Origin of the sequence: Burkholderia diffusa (assembly GCF_902499115.1) — a bacterium.
In the GTDB taxonomy this organism is placed as follows: Bacteria; Pseudomonadota; Gammaproteobacteria; order Burkholderiales; family Burkholderiaceae; genus Burkholderia; species Burkholderia diffusa.
The window spans coordinates 17,699-34,621 of record NZ_CABVPN010000043.1 but is presented as its reverse complement, the minus strand read 5'-3'; the positions used below and the strand labels follow the sequence as shown (position 1 = coordinate 34,621).

Genomic DNA, 16,923 nt, shown 5'->3' with positions numbered 1-16,923 from the left:
CGTGACCGAGTTCATGGCAGCCTCCATGGGTGGTAGCGCCACTACGATAGAAGAAGCGGGTGGACCATACCATTAGTTGCAGACGCACTCCTCGACGGGAGACGCCTTCGGGCTCTGCCCGTTGTCGACAACTACACGCGGGAATGCCTGGCCATCGAGGTCGGACAACGTCTGAAGCCTCTCATCAGAACGGGTTGCTTCAGCCTATGTGACCGAACGCGTTTCTTCACGGCCTCGGCCATGACCGGCCATTCGCCATCGCGCTCCGACGGACATTTACACGTCCGCTCCACCTCGGAAGCTGTCATTGGGGAGAAGTGGGACGAACGGCCGCTCATCGGGGAGCGACATCGCCCGCGCCTGACAGTAATCTTTGAGTAACTTCAGCCGAACGTCGATTTGAATTTCCGGTCAGACCTACAGTCGTCTAAATGACTTCAGAAAACTGACCTGTATTCACCGCACGACTTCCATTTCGGGACCAAACGGCTCATTGCCAGTCCACATCGACGGAGGAGCCGGGCGAAACCCGCATCGCCCGGGTGCGAACATGTCTACATAATCGCGCTGGCGTTGGGTTCGAGCGCCGAATGGCTTTCCACTGCCTCTGGTCGGATCTTGAACCAGATCGAATACATCGCGGGCAGAAACACCAGCGTCAGAATCGTTCCGGCAAAAGTCCCGCCGATCAGCGTATAAGCCAACGTGCCCCAGAACACGGAATGCGTCAACGGAATGAAGGCCAGCATCGCTGCGAGCGCGGTCAGAATCACGGGCCTGGACCGCTGGATCGTGGCTTCCACCACCGCGTCGAAGGGCGTCATGCCTGCGTGCGCGTTCTGCTCGATCTGGCCGATCAGAATGAGCGTGTTGCGCATTAGAATGCCCGAGAGAGCGATGAGCCCCACCAGCGCATTGATCCCGAAGGGCTGGCTGAACAGCAGAAGTGTCGGCACGACGCCAATCAGACCCAGCGGACTCGTCGCGAACACCATCATGGTCGCGGCAATCGAGCGCGTCTGGAAAATGATGATGAGCAGCGTCAGCGCAATCATGATGGGAAACAGCGGCGCGAGCGCCTTCGTGGCCTTGTCGGCTTCCTCGATGGAACCGGCTTCCTCGATCCGATAACCGTCGGGCAACTTCGCAATAATCGGCTGGAGTTGCGCGAGCATTGCCGTCGACACATCGGGCGGCTGCAGTCCTTCCGCAATATCGCCGCGCACTGTGATCGTCGGCGTGCGATCGCGACGGCGAAGAATCGGATCTTCCATGCGGATGTCGACCTTGCCGATCTGCGAGAGCGGTACGCGCTGCCCCGCCGAACCGATCAGCGTAAATCCGTCGATACGCTGCGGATCGAGCCGTATCTCGCCCGCCGATCTCGCGACGAGTTCCACCGAGCGAATGTCCTCGCGCACGTGCGTGACGGGAATGCCTGTCAGCAGGAATTGCAGTTGCTGCGCGACGGAACTCGACGTCAACCCAAACGCACCAAGCCGATTTTGATCGAGCGTGAAATGCACCGTGGGCACTCGCGGGCCCCAGTCGGCGTTCACCGTTCGCATCATCGGGTTGCCATTCATGGTCCGTTCGACCTGCGCGGCGATGGTGCGCAGCGTCCGGGCGTCCGGGCCCATGACTCTGAACGCAACGGGGTAAGGCGAGTAAGGGCCGAACACCAGTTGGGTGACGCGAACCTGCGCCCCGGGCACCAGCCCTTCGGCGATGGCTTTGCGCAGACGGAATTTGAGCGCCTCACGCTGCTTCTCGTCATTCGTGCGGATCACCATCTTCGCGAAAGACGAATCGGGCAATTCCGGCGACATCGCCAGATAGAAGCGCGGCGCCCCCTGTCCGATGTACGACGTCACGATCTTCGCTTCCGACTGCTTCGCGAGCCACGCCTCGACCCTCTCCGTCGCCGCAGAGGTTTGTTCGATCGATGTGCCATACGGCATTTGCACTTCCACGAGCACTTCAGGGCGATCTGAGGTCGGGAAAAACTGCTTTTTCACCAGCCCCATGCCCATCACGGCGATCACGAACAAGCCCACCACGAGCCCCGCGACTAGCCACTTTCGCCGGATCACACGTCCCAGGAACGCGCGAAAACGCTGGTAGTTCGGCGTGTTGTAGATGGCGCCGTGACCGCCTTCAACCACGGCAATATCGGGCAACAGCTTGACGCCGAGGTACGGTGTGAAGACGACGGCCACGACCCACGAGGTGATCAATGCGATGCCGACGATCCAGAACATGTTGCTCGTGTATTCGCCGGCCGTCGAGCGCGCGAAGCCATTCGGCATGAAGCCGACGGCCGTGACCAGCGTGCCCGACAGCATCGGCGCGGCGGTGTGGCTCCAGGCGTAAGCCGACGCCTGGACGCGGTTATAGCCCTCCTCCATTTTCACGACCATCATTTCGATGGCGATGATCGCGTCGTCGACGAGCAGGCCCAGCGCGAGAATCAGCGAACCGAGCGTGATGCGGTCGAAGCTTTTGCCCGTGGTGGCCATCACGACGAAGACGCCCGCGAGAGTCAGCGGCACCGCCGCCGACACGACGATGCCGACACGCCATCCCATGCTCGCGAAGCTCACGACCATCACCACGAGCAGCGCGACAAAGAACTTGACCATGAATTCGTCGACGGCCGAATGGATATTGACGGCCTGGTCGGTCACCTTCGTGACGCTCATGCCCAGCGGCATCCCGGCATTGATCGCTGCGACTTCCGCGTCGAGCGCCTTGCCGAGGTTGAGCCCGTTCCAGCCGTCCCGCATCACGACGCCGAGGAGCAACGCCGGTTCGCCGTTGTTGCGAATCTGGAAAGTGGCCGGGTCTTCGTAACCGCGTTCGACGGTCGCCACGTCGGAGAGCTTCAGTGTGCGGCCCTGAACGACGATCGGCGTGTCGCGAATGGTCTGCAGCTTGTCGAAGGCGCCTTCGATACGAATGAAGACCTGCGCTCCCGCCGTATCGATCGAACCGGCCGGCGTCAGAACGTTCTGGCTGTTCAACGCGGCAAAGATCTCCTGAGGCGTCACGCCGAGCGTCGCGAGCCGGTCGTGCGAAAACGAGACATAGATCCGTTCCGCCTGCTCGCCGATGATGTTCACCTTCTTGACGCCCGGCACATGAAGGAGCCGCTGGCGCAATCCCTCGGCGTCGCGCACCAGCGATCGTTGCGGCTCACCTTTCGCCTTGAGCGCGAACAGCGCGAACGTTACGTCGGAATACTCATCATTGACGAGCGGGCCGATCACGCCGGGTGGCAGGTTGCCCGCTTCATCATGCAGCTTCTTGCGCGCCTGATAGAACTCCTCGGGCACGTCCGCGGGCGGCGTACTGTCGAGCAAGGTCACAGTGGTGAAGGCCAGCCCCGGACGCGTATAGGTCTCGGTCCGGTCGTACCAGCGCAGTTCCTGCATGCGCTTTTCGAGCGGCTCGGCCACCTGGTCCTGCATTTCCTGCGCGGTCGCGCCGGGCCATGCCGTAATGACCGTCATCGACTTGACGGTAAATGGCGGATCTTCGGCCCGCCCCAGCTTCAGGAAGGCAATCACGCCGGCGATCGAGATCAGGACGATCAGAAACAGCGTGACCGAGCGCTCCCGCACCGCGAGAGCCGATAAATTGAAGCCGCTCATTGGGTCGCTCCTTGCGCGGAGACGGATGCGGCGACCATCTTGTCGTTGGCGAAACGCACGCGCTCTCCGTCGTGCAACAACTGGGCACCGAGCGCGACGACCTGGTCGCCTTCGCGAAGATCGCCTGTCACCGTCGCACTGTCGTCGCTCAATGCGGTGACACGCACCTTGCGCCAGGTCACCCGAGACTGGGATCGATCGACGGTCCAGACTCCGGTGCCCGTGCCCGAATCGAACACGGCGCCGACCGGTACCACCATGGCGGCAGGTGCCTGGCGGGCATCGCCGGCGAGATCGAGGGTCACGGTCGCACCGAGCGGTGCATTCGACAACGCGCCCTCGAGGACGTACCTCGCCTCGTAGGTCCGTGTCAGTCGATCGGCGGAGTCGGAAAGCTGGCGCAGGACGGCGGGAACAGGCTTCTGGTCCGCGCCGTAAAGCGTTGCTTCGGCAATCGAGCCGGATGCGGGGCGCAGCGTCTCGGGAAGCTGGACGACGGCCTCGCGGGGGCCGGCATGCGCGAGCCGCACGACGATTTGTCCGGGCGCGACTACCTGGCCCGGCTCCGCCAGCGTCTCGACCACGACGCCGTCGGCGTCCGCCATGACGACGGCGTATCCGGAAGCGTTGTTGGCGAGCACTGCCTGCGCCTGCGCGGCGACGAGCTGGGCCTTGGCGGAGTCCGCGGCCGCCTTGAGCTGGTCATAGGTCGATGCTGAGACCGCGCCTGCTGCGACGAGATCCCGATACCGCGCCTCGTCGGCGGCGGTCTGCGTCGCGCGCGCCTGCGCAGCATCCACGAGTTTCTGCTGCGCACGGGCCTGCAGTCCCAGATCGATCGGATCGATGCGCATCAGCGGCTGGCCGCGCTTGACCGTTTGGCCCGCGTCGACCAGGCGCTCGATGACCTTGCCCTGGACCCGGAAACCGAGATCGCTCTGAACACGAGCGCCCACGACGCCCGAAAACGAACGGCTCGCCCCCGCCGCGCCGTGAACGGCGCTTGTACGCACAAGCGGCGCCTCGGTACGCGGATCAGCAGCCGGATGCTCGCCGCATGCCGCGAGCGCGAGCGAAGCCACGCCCAATGTATAGACAAAATGATGGCGCCGGAACATGAGGTCCCCTCTCGCAAAGAACAGGAGCACTCATTCTGATACCCGTGACCAATTCAGTCAATAGTCACGAGAGGATTCACGGAGCAAGACTTCTGAGTACCAGGCTCGCAAGGTGGGCCGTCGCCTCTTCCGCACCCTCGAGGTTGTACTGGAGCAGCAGGGGATTGAAATAAGGCTTCATCACCAGAAAGATCGCGTTCACCGCCTCGTCTTGTGGCGTCTTGCGTTCGAATTCGCCGGTTTCGCGTCCGAGCCGCAGAATATCGGTGATGAGTTGCCGGATCTCGTCCTCATAACCCTGGACGGATGGCCAGGGCGATGCGGCTGACACGGCGGCAATATCGTAGAGCTTGCGATCCTGGAAGAAGAGCTGGCTTCCAGATGCAAGTAAGGTCTTGAACATGCAGCGAAATTTTTCAGTCGCACTGTGCGCGCCGCCGATGTTTTCTCTGACTGCGGCGATCATCGCGGCGAGGCGATTAGCGCAGATGACTTGACCGATCGCCTGTTTGGAGTCGAAGAATTTGTAAATATAAGCTTTTGAAAACCCGATTTCCTTCGCGAGGTCGGAAACGGTGGTCTTTTCGTAGCCGTAGCGGCTGAAGTATTCCGTTGCGGCGTCGACGATCTGGGCGCGAACTTCGTGGTCCGAGGGGCCACGGGATGGGGAGGCGGAGGGAGTCGGTTTGTTCATGCCTCAAGCTTAGTCCCTCACTCGTCAGTTGACAACTTGTGACCATATTGTATATTGGTCACACCATCCGCTCTCCCGTTGCCGCTCCCGAGATGATCATGCCCTTGCACCGTCCCCTTGTTCTCCTGGCTAGCGTCGCCGCCCTTTCGGCGTGCGCCGTGGGTCCCGACTACCACCGTCCGGATGCGCCGCTGGCGCAGCACTATATGACCCAGCCGCCCGCCCGCGCGGCAAAGGCTCCGGTTGCCGATCTGTCCGCATGGTGGGAAAGCTTCAACGACCCGCTGCTCACGCATTACGTTTCGCTGGCGCTGGACCAGAACCTGGATCTGGCCCAGGCCGTCGCGCAGATCACTCAGGCGCGCGCGCGCCTCGGCACGGCCAACGCGGCGCTCCTCCCGTCGGCCTCGATTTCCGCGTCGGCCGCACGCGCCTATCAGTCCGTCGACACGCCGTTGGGGCAATTGCTCAATGCCACGCCGGGTTACGAGCGCTGGGGCACCGAGTACGAAACCAATCTGGAGGCCGGTTGGGAGATCGACATTTTTGGTGGTCTGCGCCGTCGGCGTGAAGCCGCGCTCGCCGATTACTCGGCGACGCAGGCGGCCGCGGTCGCCACCCGACTTGCCGTCGCGGCCCAGACCGCGGATATCTACGTCACGATCCGGGGGCTCCAGGCCCGTCTGGATATCGCGACCCGGCAGGTGCAGACGCAGCAGGCGCTTCTCGCAGACGTGAAACTCCTGTATTCGAAGGGTGCGGCGGCCGACTATCAGGTTCAGCAGGCGCAAGGTGCGCTCGACCAGGTTCAGGCCGGCGTGCCCGTCCTCCTCGCGGCGCTCGATGCAGCGTCGAACGCCCTCGATGTGATGCTCGGCACCCCTCCCGGCACGCACCGGGCAGAGCTGAGCCCGCCATCCGTGATCCCCGTTGCGCCGTCGCTCGCGGAAATGGGCACGCCAGCCGATCTGCTGCAAAGACGTCCCGATCTGATCGCGGCCGAACGTCACCTCGCCGCCGCCAATGCGCGCATTGGCGTTGCGATCGGCGAGTACTACCCAACGGTCTCGCTGAATGCCTTCCTCGGCAGCGCGACCTCCGCCGCTGCCGGTACGTTGTTCTCGGGCGGCGCCAACCAGGCGGCCGGCCTCGTTGGGCTGCGCTGGCGCCTGTTCGATTTCGCGCGCATCGGCGCCGATGTCAACGCGGCAAAAGGCGCCGACGCGCAAGCGCTCGCGGCGTATCGGCAGGCCGTCCTCCGCGCCTCCGAGGACGTCGAGAACTCGCTCTCGGCATTGGTGAATCGAGAGGCGCAGGCTGCCACGCTGTCGCACGCCGAGTCGTCGTTTTCCCGCGCCAAGGATGCCTCGATGACCGCGTACCGCAGCGGTGCAGCGAGTTTCATCGACGTATTGCACGCCAACGAGACCCTGCTCCAGGCCGCCGACGCGCGTGCACAAGCACAGACGGAATCCGCACGTGCAGCGATCTCGACGTTCAAGGCACTCGGCGGCGGCTGGGATCCGGCATCGCACGTTGGGCAGACGTCGTTGACGTCGCGCTGACGTAGCCGCCCTGCATTGGCGCGCGCAACGAAGCCCGCGCGCATTCCGGGTTCGCGCAAGCGCGAACCGCACCATTGCCGTGCGCGTCGCGCCCGCAATCGGACAGCGTCTCGCGCGACACGTCCCCCATTGCGCGACCGGCATCGAATTGGGCTAAATTTGGGTCTGATTTCGTTTGAACCCGCCGTCGGGCAAAGGCACACAACGCTCGTACGGGCGCACTCCAGGGCGCGATGAATGAACGATAAGGATTCTGTCGAGTTCGGGCAACCCGTTGCAGACGACACCCTCGCCAAACGGTTTCTACTGCGTGATGCACCCACGGTGCGGGCCGGCGTTTTCTCCCAGGGGCAACCGATCTCGTTCACACGGTTAACCAACCCCCGGCCTCAACCGGGGCGCTCGCTCACGCCGCAACCGGAGGAGGCTTTTGTCTTTCAGATGCCGCTGATACTGGGCCCCGATCCCGGCCTCCGTTATTCAAGCGGCAACCTCGACGGTTCCGCATCGTGCAGTCCCGGCAGTTGCTATCTGCTCGACCTGCGCTCGAGCCCGACGCGCCGTCTCGACATGCCGTTCGATACCATGCGGCTCTATCTGGCCCAAGGCGCGATCGAGGAATTCACCGATCAAAAGCGGCGCCGGCGCATAGGTGGACTCGTGCAGCCGCATCTCGGCGCCAGCGACCCGGTGCTGTTCAGTCTTTCGCATACGCTGCAGGCAGTCCTGCAGCAGCCCAACCTGACGAGTGCGCTGTTCATCGATTACCCCGCCCTGGCGTTTTGCGAACACGTCGTCACACGATATGGCCGAGCCGCTCCGGCGCTCCGTCCACGCCGCTCCGGACTGGCTCCGTGGCAGATGCGGCGCATCGAGGATTATTTCGCGTCCCACCTGCACGACAATCCGTCGATTGCCGATCTCGCGCGCGAATGTAATCTCTCCACCAGCTACTTCGGCGAAGCCTTCAAGCATTCCACCGGCAGCACACCCCATCAGTGGCTACTCAAGCGCCGTATCGAGCGCGCAAAATCGCTGCTGCGGGAAACCGATGCGAACCTGGCCAGCATCGCATCGGACTGCGGATTTTTCGACCAAAGTCATTTTTCGCGCGTGTTCTCGCGTTTCGAAGGGTGCGGGCCAAAAGAGTGGGCGCAGCGGAACCGATAGCACCAGATATATGCAAACGTCGTTATCGGCGCGCGGGTACTCGCTCGATATGCGTCGACACGCTACGCCCCCCGCTCCCTGATTCGAATTCAACCACTGCCCCCGGTGTTCGACGGTCGCCCGCGATTCGTCCATCGAATCGTTGTTTTATACAAGATCACGCGGGCACCCAACAGGTACGCTTCTCTCACATCGACTCGTCGATGCCTCCGCAGCTCGTCACCCATTGAACGGGTGGCCATCGCAGTCCGGCCATTTCTTTTCGCCGCTCCTGCCGAAATTGCACGTTGATTTGCCCATAAAGCCTCGCGCGGCCGCCAGCCCGGAACGGAGTGGCGCTGCGCCGGTCCGCCCAACCCTCCTGGAGTCGAGGCATGAAAAATCGCGATACGTCTGTGCGTCTTGATCACGCGACGGGTGCACCCGTCGCCGACAATCTGAACATCGAAACGGCCGGCCCGCGCGGTCCCGCGCTGCTGCAGGATATCTGGCTGATCGAGAAACTCGCGCACTTCGACCGCGAGGTCATTCCAGAACGACGCATGCACGCCAAAGGATCGGGGGCGCACGGGGTATTTACGGTAACGTACGACGTCACGCGCTTCACGAAGGCGAAACTCTTTTCGGAAATCGGCAAGGCAACGCCGGTATTCATGCGCTTTTCAACAGTCGCCGGCGAGCGCGGCGCCGCGGATGCCGAGCGCGATATCCGGGGCTTCGCGGTGAAGTTCTATACGGAAGAAGGGAACTGGGACATCGTGGGCAACAACACGCCCGTGTTCTTTTTCCGTGATCCGCTGCGTTTTCCCGACCTCAACCACGCGATCAAGCGCGACCCGCGCACGGGACTGCGCAGCGCAAACAGCAATTGGGACTTCTGGACGCTCCTGCCGGAGGCGCTTCACCAGGTCACGATCGTCATGAGCGACAGGGGCATACCGCGCAGCTATCGCCACATGCATGGATTCGGCAGTCATACGTTCAGCCTTGTCGATGCCGACAATCGGCGAACGTGGGTGAAGTTCCACTTCCGTACGCAGCAAGGCATCTCGAATCTGACTGACGGCGAAGCCGAGCAGCTCGTGGGCAAGGACCGCGAAACGCATGGCCGCGATCTTTACGAGAGCATCGAACGCGGCGACTTCCCGCGCTGGACACTCTTCATTCAGGTGATGAACGACGACGAGGCCAGGTCTCTGCCGTTCAACCCGTTCGACCTGACCAAGGTCTGGCCGAAAAGCGATTTCCCGTTGATCGAGGTAGGCGTACTCGAATTGAACCGCAATCCGGGCAATTATTTCGCCGAGGTCGAGCAGGCGGCCTTCTCGCCCGCGAACGTCGTGCCCGGCATCGGCTTTTCGCCGGACAAGATGCTGCAGGCGCGGCTCTTCTCTTATGGCGACACGCAACGTTATCGGCTGGGCGTGAACTTCAATCACATTCCCGTCAATGCGCCGAAGTGCCCCTTCCATAGCTACCACCGCGATGGCGCCATGCGCACCGACGACAACCTCGGCGGCACACCGTCTTACTACCCGAACAGTTCCGGCGAGTGGGAAGTCCGGCCCGATCTTCACGAGCCGCCGCTGCGGATCGAAGGCGAGGCCGCACATTGGGACCACCGCGTGGACGTCGATCACTTCGCGCAGCCCGGAAATCTGTTTCGTCTGATGAGTCGGACGCAGCAGCAATTGCTGTTCGATAACACCGCTCGCCAGATGGCCTCCGTTCAGGCGCATATCCAGGAACGCCACATCCTCAATTGCGCGAAGGCCGACCCTGAGTACGGCGCGGGCGTTCGCGAGGCCTTGGCAAGAATCGGGGCGACGACTGCGACGAAGTAGCCGGCCATTCGCGTGGGGCGTCCGCCACGACGCCAGCGTCCGATCACATCTCGATGGAGAACCGTCATGTCGCAGGTCATTCAGGATGTCGCCGTACCCGATAGTCAACTTGCACGGGAAATTACCGAGTTCGTGCGCGACACGTCTAGCCCGCTGCTCTTTCATCACTCGAGCCGCGTGTATTTGTTCGGGGTGCTGGAAGGCGCGCGCCGCGGCCTGAAATTCGATCGGGAACTCTTGTATGCGGGCGCCATGTTCCATGACGTCGGCCTTGCCGGTGCGTACAGCAGCGCCACCGAACGATTTGAAGTCGATGGGGCCAATGCGGCGCGCGAATTTCTCTCCGGCCGGGGCATCGATGCGGCCGACATCGATCTCGTCTGGACGGCCATTGCGCTGCATACCACGCCCGGCATTCCGCGCCATATGCACCCGATCGTCGCGCTGGTGACGGCCGGTGTCGAGATGGACGTGCTCGGCCTCTCTTACCACGATTTTTCCCACGAGGAACGCGAAGCGGTGACGCATGCGCATCCGCGCCCGCCACACTTCAAGGAGGAGATCATTCAAGCCTTCTACGATGGCATCAAACACAAGCCGGAGACCACATTCGGCAACGTGAAAGCAGACGTGATCGCCGACAAGGAGCCGCATTTCCATCGCGGAAATTTTTGTTCAGTGATCCGTAACTCGCCGTGGCCGGGCTAAAGCAGAAGTCCTGCAGGACTACGCGTCGATTCGTCCAGCATCGCGCGATCGGCGCCCCGATTTCGCGACGGCGCATCAGTCCGAGGTGACAGAAAACATTGCCGATTGCATCGTGCGCGACGCGACGTCGGTTTCTATCAGCGGCTTCATTCACACCGAGGTAAAAATCATGAGCAAGCTTGCAGGGAAAGTGGCGGTCGTCACCGGTGCGTCGAAAGGGATCGGCGCGGCCATCGCGAAGGCGCTTGCGGCAGAGGGCGCATCGGTTGTCGTGAACTATGCGAGCAGCAAGACCGGCGCGGACGCCGTTGTGTCAGCCATCACAACGGCCGGAGGCACGGCAACTTCCGTGGGCGGCGACGTGTCGAATGCCGCCGACGCGAAGAGCATCGTCGACGCGGCGATCGAAACATACGGCCGCCTCGACATCCTCGTGAACAACTCCGGCGTCTACGAGTTCGCGCCGATCGACGCATTTACGGAAGCGCAATACCGCAGGCAGTTCGACGTCAACGTGCTCGGTGTTCTGCTCACCACACAGGCCGCGGTCCAGCACCTTGGCGAGGGTGCCAGCATCATCAATGTCAGTTCGGTCGTTTCGACACTCACGCCGGCCACGACCGCCGTATATAGCGGCACGAAAGGCGCGGTCGATTCCATCACCGGCGCACTCGCCCGCGAACTCGGGCCGCGGAAGATTCGCGTGAACACGATCAATCCGGGCGTGATCGTGACCGAAGGTGCACAGACCGCCGGGGTGATCGGATCGGAGTTCGAGAGTTCGGCGGTCAGCCAGACGCCGCTCGGGCGTGTGGGCAAACCGGACGACGTGGCGTCGATCGCGGTTTTCCTCGCCTCCGACGACGCAAAGTGGTTGACTGGCGAACACATCATCGCCAGTGGCGGCATGCGATGAGGCAGATTCGCGGGACTACGCCCGCGTGATCAGCCACCTCGGCCCCGCGGCGGCACGGGATCCGCTCGATGCGCTGGACCTGCACGCGATCGAGCGGCCGGCCGAGTCGCCAAAAGCTATCTGCATCGCCGATGCGTCGTTCAACGCCGAACCGGATAGGGATATGGCCGGACCGGCGTAACCGTCACCGGCGTGCCGCCGACGGTGTGAACCGCCACAACCGCCGCATCGTCGACACCAGCGCCGCATCGTCACCCGGCGCCGCTGACCCGGCCTGCGCGACTTCCCGCTTCCGCCGTTTCGGATCGAGCCCCGTCCCGCCGCTACGCCGCCGCGCAGCGTGCCGCTCGATGACCCGCTGCAGCAGACAGAACACGCACAGCAGCGCGCCGATCACGATCCGCGTCCACCACGAACTCAGCGTGCCGTCGAACGTGATGAGCACCTGGATCGTGCCGAGGATGCCGACGCCGAACACCGACCCGATCACGTACCCCACCCCGCCGGTGAGCAGCGTGCCGCCGATCACGGTCGCAGCGATCGCGTCGAGCTCCATCCCCTGCGCCTGCAGCCCGTAGCCGGACAGCACGTACAGCGTGAACACCACGCCACCGAGCGCCGAACAGAAGCCACTCAGCGCATACACGCCGACCTTCGTGCGCGCGACCGGCAGCCCCATCAGCAGCGCCGATCGCTCGTTGCCACCGACCGCATACACGTTACGGCCGAAGCGCGTGAAATGTGCAACGTAGATCGCGGCGGCCAGCGTCGCGAGCGCAATCAGCGCACCGGCGCTCAGCGTCCCGCCACCGACCGGCACGCTGATGCCCGCGAGCGCATGGAAGGTCAGCTCGTTGATCGTGATCGACTGCGTCGTGATGAGGAAGCATGCGCCGCGCGCGAGAAACATCCCGGCGAGCGTGACGATGAACGGCTGCAACCTGAAGTAATGAATCAGCGCACCCATCGCCGCACCGTACAGCGCGCCGAACACGAGCACGAGCGGCACGATCGCCCAGACGGGCCAGTGCAATCGTTCGGCGCCGATCGCGCAGAAGATCGTTGTCAGCGCAACGACAGAGCCGACCGACAGGTCGATACCGCCCGAGACGATCACGAACGTCATCCCGATCGCGACGATCAGCAGGAACGCGTTGTCGACGAGCAGCCCGGTCAGCACCTGCATCGAGAAGAAGCCCGTGTACATCACGGATCCGAAGCCGAACAGTGCGGCAAACAGCACGATCGTCACGACGATCGGCAACGTGCGCGGGTCGGTAAGCGATGCGAAGAATCGTTTCATCGCGGCGTGGCTCCGGTGGTGGCGCGCGAGCGGGTGGAAGAAAGCAGCCGCGACGCACGCTGGATCACCAGCCCGCGCGCCGCGTCCGACTGGATCAGCGTCACGACGATCACGACGAGCGCCTTCACGACGAGCGTCGCCTCCGGTGGCACGCCGATCGAATAAGTCGTGTAGGTGAGCGTCTGGATGATCAGCGCGCCGAGCACGGAACCCGCGAGGCTGAAGCGGCCGCCGAGCAGCGACGTGCCACCGAGCGTCACCGCGAGGATCGCGTCGAGTTCGAGCAGCAGCCCCGCGTTGTTGCCGTCGGCGCTGCGAACGTTCGAGCTGGCGAGGATGCCGGCGAGCGCCGACATGACGCCGGAGAACAGATATACGCCGAACACGACCGCCCCCGCGCGCAAGCCCACGAGCCGCGTCGCGACCGGGTTCACGCCGATCGCGCGGATGAACAGGCCGAGCGCCGTGCGGTTCACCAGCAGCGCGGTCGCCGCGATCGTCGCGATCGCGATCCAGACCGAACACGGCACGGCCGCGAGATAGCCGCCACCGAGTTCGAGGTAGCCCGGCGCGCCGATCGGGATGATCTGTCCGCCCGTCAGCAACTGCGCGATACCGCGTCCGGCGACCATCAGGATCAGCGTCGCGATGATCGGCTGCATCCCGACGAACGCGACGAGCACACCGTTCCATGCCCCTGCGAGCAACCCCACGCATAGCGCAGCCGCCAGCGCCGTGCCGACCCGCGTCGGATCGCCGTCGAGCACGATCGCCGCGGCCGCGCCGGCGATCGCGACGATCGCGCCGACCGAGATGTCGATCCCGCGCGTCGCGATCACGAGCGTCATGCCGAGGGACACGATCACGAGCGGTGCCGCGCGATTCAGGATGTCGATCGGTGCGCCGAACAAGTGGCCGTCGAGCACCGCGATCGACAGGAAGCCCGGCCGATGCGCGACGTCGAGCGCGAACAGCAGCGCGAGCGTCAGCACCGGCCATACGAGCGGATGGCGAAGCAACGTGCGTAACCGGATCATGACCGGCCTCCCGCGATCAGTTGATACACGTGTTCTTCCGACGCCTCGGCACCGGTCAGTTCGGCGACCTTGCGGCGATCGCGCAGCACCGCGATGCGGTGGCTCACGCGCACCACTTCGCTGATCTCCGATGAGATGAACAGGATCGCGAGCCCCTGCGCGCACAGCGCGAGCACGCGCTCCATGATGTCGAATTTCGCGGCGACGTCGATGCCGCGCGTCGGCTCGTCGAGGATCAGCAGCTTCGGCTCCGTCGCGAGCCAACGCGCGAGCAGCACCTTCTGCTGGTTGCCGCCGGACAGCAGCCCGATCGGCTGCTCCGCGTCGCGCGCCTTGATGCCGAGCTTCGCGATGTACGCCTCGGCGAGTTCGCGCTGGCGCGCGCGGCCGATCAGCCGCCACCAGCCGCGCCGAGCCTGCAGCGCGAGGACGATGTTCTCGCGGATCGACAACGCCGCGACGATCCCCTCCTTCTTGCGATCCTCAGGGCAATACGCGATCCCGTTGCGCACTGCATCGTGCGGCGACGCGAGCCGCTTGCGCGCGCCGTCGATCTCGATCGCGCCGGTGTCGGTGCGCTCGGCCGCGAACGCGAGCCGCGCGGTTTCCGTGCGCCCCGAGCCGAGCAGCCCGGCCAGCCCGACGATCTCGCCGGGCCGCACGTCGAGATCGAGCGGGCTCATCATCCCGCGCCGGCCTGCCTGCTGCATCGAGAGGAATGGCGCGGCCGCATCGGCTTCCCGCTGCACGGCCGCCGCGCCTGCCTGCAGCTTGCCGGACATCGGTTCGCGGCCGGTCATTTTCGCGACGAGCATATCGACCGGCAGGTCGCGCGCGAGGTACTCGCCTTCGCGCTCGCCGTTGCGCATCACGGTGATCCGGTCGGAAACCGCATAGGTCTGTTCGAGAAAGTGCGTGACGAACAGGATCGCCATCCCCGACGCCTTCAGTCGGCGCAGCACGTCGAAGAGCCGAGCGACCTCGCCGTCGTCGAGACTCGACGTCGGTTCGTCGAGAATCAGCACGCGCGCATCGACCGACACGGCCCGCGCGATCGCGACCATCTGCTGCACCGCGATCGGATACGCGTCGAGCGAGCGCGTGACGTCGAGCGACAGGTCGAGCTCGGCGAGCGCATCGCGCGAGCGCGCATGGATCGTCTTCCAGTCGATCGCGCCGCGCCGCATCGGCTGCCGGCCCGCGAAGATGTTCTCGGCGACCGACAGGTTCGCGCACAGGTTCACTTCCTGGTACAGCGTCTGGATTCCGGCCGCCTCTGCTTCGCGCGGCGCGGCGAACCGCACCGGTGCGTCACCGACGCGAATCTCGCCCGCGTCGTGCGCGTGCACGCCGGTCAGGACGTTGATCAGCGTCGACTTGCCCGCGCCGTTCTGGCCCATCAGCGCATGAATTTCGCCCGGAAACAACCGGAAGTTCACGCGCTGCAGCGCGTTCACGCCCGGGAACGCCTTGTCGATGCCGATCATCTCGACCACCGGCGGATTCGTCATGGATCGCCCTCGATTCGAGGCGGAAGGCTGACGGCGGCAGCCGCGCCGCCGCCCGCGTCCGCCGGGACTCAGTACTTGCGGGTCGGCAGCACCTGCGCCGCGACGCTCATCGGGAACACCGTCTCGTTCGTGACGATGCGCTTCGGCAGCTGCTTGCCGGCGACCACGTCCTTCACCGCGGTCATCAGCTGCGGCCCGAGCAGCGGGCTGCATTCGACGTCGACGTTGATCTTGCCGGCGACCATCGCCTGGAAGCCGCCCTTGGTCGCATCGAACGACACGACGCTCACGTCCTTGCCGGGCTTGATGCCGGCCTCTTCCATCGCCTGGATCGCGCCGAGCGCCATGTCGTCGTTGTGCGCGTAGACGACGTTGATCTGCTTGCCGTAGGTCTTCGCGAACGCTTCCATCACCTGCTTGCCGCCGGCGAGCGTGAAGTCGCCGCTTTGCGATGCGATCACCTTGAACTTCGGATTGTTCTTGATCACTTCGAGCAGGCCCGCACGGCGATCGTTGGCCGGTGCGGAACCGACCGTGCCCTGCAGCTCGACGATATTGATCGGGCCCGCATCGTTCTTGAAGCGCTCTTCCATCCAGTGGCCGGCGCGCCGCCCTTCCTCGAGGAAATCGGAGCCGATCATCGTCACGTACAACGAAGGATCCTTCACGTCGACGCCACGATCGGTCAGGATCACCGGAATATGGGCCGCCTTCGCTTCGGTCAGCACCGGCTCCCAGCCCGACTCGACGACCGGCGAGAACGCGATCACGTCGACCTTCTGCGCGATGAACGAGCGGATCGCACGGATCTGGTTCTCCTGCTTCTGCTGCGCGTCCGAGAATTTCAGGTTGATGCCGGCGTCCTTCGCCGCGCTCTTCACCGACACGGTGTTGGCGGTGCGCCACGCGCTTTCCGCGCCGACCTGCGAGAACCCGAGCGTGATCGGCTTTTGCTGCGCGTGCGCACCCGAAGCGAATACCGTCGCCGCGGCGACGAGCGCACCGGCCGTCAGCTTCCTGATGAATGTCATGGTCCGTCTCCGATGATGTCGTTGTATGCCGCGGCGCCTGCCTGGCGCGATGCCGTGCTGTTGTGGTTCTGCGTGGCGCGGGTGCGGTTCGGGGCGGTGCCGGCCGGCGCATGCGGCCGGCCCGGTATGTACGCCCCGCATCAGTCTAGAAACAAGTCCGATAACCTTCCAATGAAATATTGGATTGAAGCGATATCGGTATCGGCATACGTATAAACACCTAGCACCAGATCGTCGCCTGCCCCAACCGTTTCGACGTGGGCGGAGCGGCGTATCCCGCGGGCGGCGCACGGATCTTGCTGTCGCACTGGCAAGCGCTGTTCGCGCCCCGCGACAGCCGCTCCGACAACAAGGAGAACAACGATGTCCGCCG

The 16,923-nt window shown here is 64.1% G+C and carries 13 protein-coding genes and 1 pseudogene; 7 read left to right on the top strand and 7 right to left on the bottom strand.

What is annotated here, in order from left to right:
* Positions 1–60: 60 nt before the first annotated feature.
* Positions 61–177, top strand: a pseudogene (locus BTE28158_RS33155) (IS3 family transposase); the annotation flags it as partial.
* 377 nt (positions 178–554) lie between these two features.
* Here the strand turns inward: BTE28158_RS33155 and BTE28158_RS30720 are convergent.
* The 3 genes from BTE28158_RS30720 to BTE28158_RS30710 all read right to left on the bottom strand — a co-directional run bounded on the left by BTE28158_RS30720 (position 555) and on the right by BTE28158_RS30710 (position 5,465).
* Complete coding sequence (locus tag BTE28158_RS30720) at positions 555–3,653, bottom strand: efflux RND transporter permease subunit (RefSeq protein ID WP_151049998.1); 3,099 nt, start codon at positions 3,651–3,653, stop codon at positions 555–557.
* Entirely contained in the window at positions 3,650–4,771 is a 1,122-nt protein-coding gene (locus tag BTE28158_RS30715; protein WP_151049996.1) for an efflux RND transporter periplasmic adaptor subunit, read from the bottom strand. Before BTE28158_RS30715 ends, BTE28158_RS30720 begins: the two co-directional genes overlap by 4 nt.
* A gap of 76 nt (positions 4,772–4,847) precedes the next feature.
* Positions 4,848–5,465, bottom strand: coding sequence for a TetR/AcrR family transcriptional regulator (locus BTE28158_RS30710; RefSeq protein WP_151049994.1), 618 nt, complete (start codon positions 5,463–5,465; stop codon positions 4,848–4,850).
* Positions 5,466–5,557: 92 nt separating this feature from the next.
* On the opposite strand from BTE28158_RS30710, the gene BTE28158_RS30705 reads away from it, so the two are divergent.
* The 6 genes from BTE28158_RS30705 to BTE28158_RS30680 all read left to right on the top strand — a co-directional run bounded on the left by BTE28158_RS30705 (position 5,558) and on the right by BTE28158_RS30680 (position 11,849).
* Positions 5,558–7,030 (top strand): efflux transporter outer membrane subunit, encoded by a 1,473-nt coding sequence (locus tag BTE28158_RS30705; RefSeq protein ID WP_420868029.1) that lies wholly within the window; start codon positions 5,558–5,560, stop codon positions 7,028–7,030.
* A 237-nt stretch (positions 7,031–7,267) separates the two neighbouring features.
* Positions 7,268–8,200, top strand: a complete 933-nt coding sequence (locus BTE28158_RS30700) for a helix-turn-helix domain-containing protein (RefSeq protein ID WP_151049990.1) — start codon at positions 7,268–7,270, stop codon at positions 8,198–8,200.
* A gap of 374 nt (positions 8,201–8,574) precedes the next feature.
* Positions 8,575–10,044, top strand: a complete 1,470-nt coding sequence (locus BTE28158_RS30695; RefSeq protein ID WP_151049988.1) for a catalase — start codon at positions 8,575–8,577, stop codon at positions 10,042–10,044.
* A 66-nt stretch (positions 10,045–10,110) separates the two neighbouring features.
* The gene (locus BTE28158_RS30690) at positions 10,111–10,752 is read left to right on the top strand and encodes an HD domain-containing protein (protein ID WP_151049986.1); all 642 of its coding nucleotides are present in this window, start codon (positions 10,111–10,113) and stop codon (positions 10,750–10,752) included.
* 169 nt (positions 10,753–10,921) lie between these two features.
* On the top strand, positions 10,922–11,668 hold the full coding sequence (locus tag BTE28158_RS30685) for an SDR family NAD(P)-dependent oxidoreductase (protein WP_151050004.1): 747 nt from the start codon (positions 10,922–10,924) through the stop codon (positions 11,666–11,668).
* A 25-nt stretch (positions 11,669–11,693) separates the two neighbouring features.
* A complete protein-coding gene (locus BTE28158_RS30680) occupies positions 11,694–11,849 on the top strand; it encodes a hypothetical protein (protein WP_170296444.1) in 156 nt (51 codons plus the stop codon).
* A gap of 3 nt (positions 11,850–11,852) precedes the next feature.
* Here the strand turns inward: BTE28158_RS30680 and yjfF are convergent, their stop codons facing one another.
* From yjfF to BTE28158_RS30660, 4 genes are all read right to left on the bottom strand, one after another.
* Positions 11,853–12,971 carry a galactofuranose ABC transporter, permease protein YjfF gene (yjfF, locus tag BTE28158_RS30675; RefSeq protein ID WP_151049984.1) on the bottom strand — a complete coding sequence of 373 codons (1,119 nt, stop codon included), beginning with the start codon at positions 12,969–12,971 and terminating at the stop codon, positions 11,853–11,855.
* Positions 12,968–14,008, bottom strand: a complete 1,041-nt coding sequence (locus tag BTE28158_RS30670) for an ABC transporter permease (RefSeq protein ID WP_124901839.1) — start codon at positions 14,006–14,008, stop codon at positions 12,968–12,970. The genes yjfF and BTE28158_RS30670 overlap by 4 nt, the downstream gene beginning before the upstream one ends.
* A complete protein-coding gene (locus BTE28158_RS30665) occupies positions 14,005–15,519 on the bottom strand; it encodes a sugar ABC transporter ATP-binding protein (protein ID WP_151049982.1) in 1,515 nt (504 codons plus the stop codon). Before BTE28158_RS30665 ends, BTE28158_RS30670 begins: the two co-directional genes overlap by 4 nt.
* 68 nt (positions 15,520–15,587) lie before the next feature.
* Positions 15,588–16,550 (bottom strand): ABC transporter substrate-binding protein, encoded by a 963-nt coding sequence (locus BTE28158_RS30660; RefSeq protein WP_059529188.1) that lies wholly within the window; start codon positions 16,548–16,550, stop codon positions 15,588–15,590.
* Between the last annotated feature and the right edge of the window lie 373 nt (positions 16,551–16,923).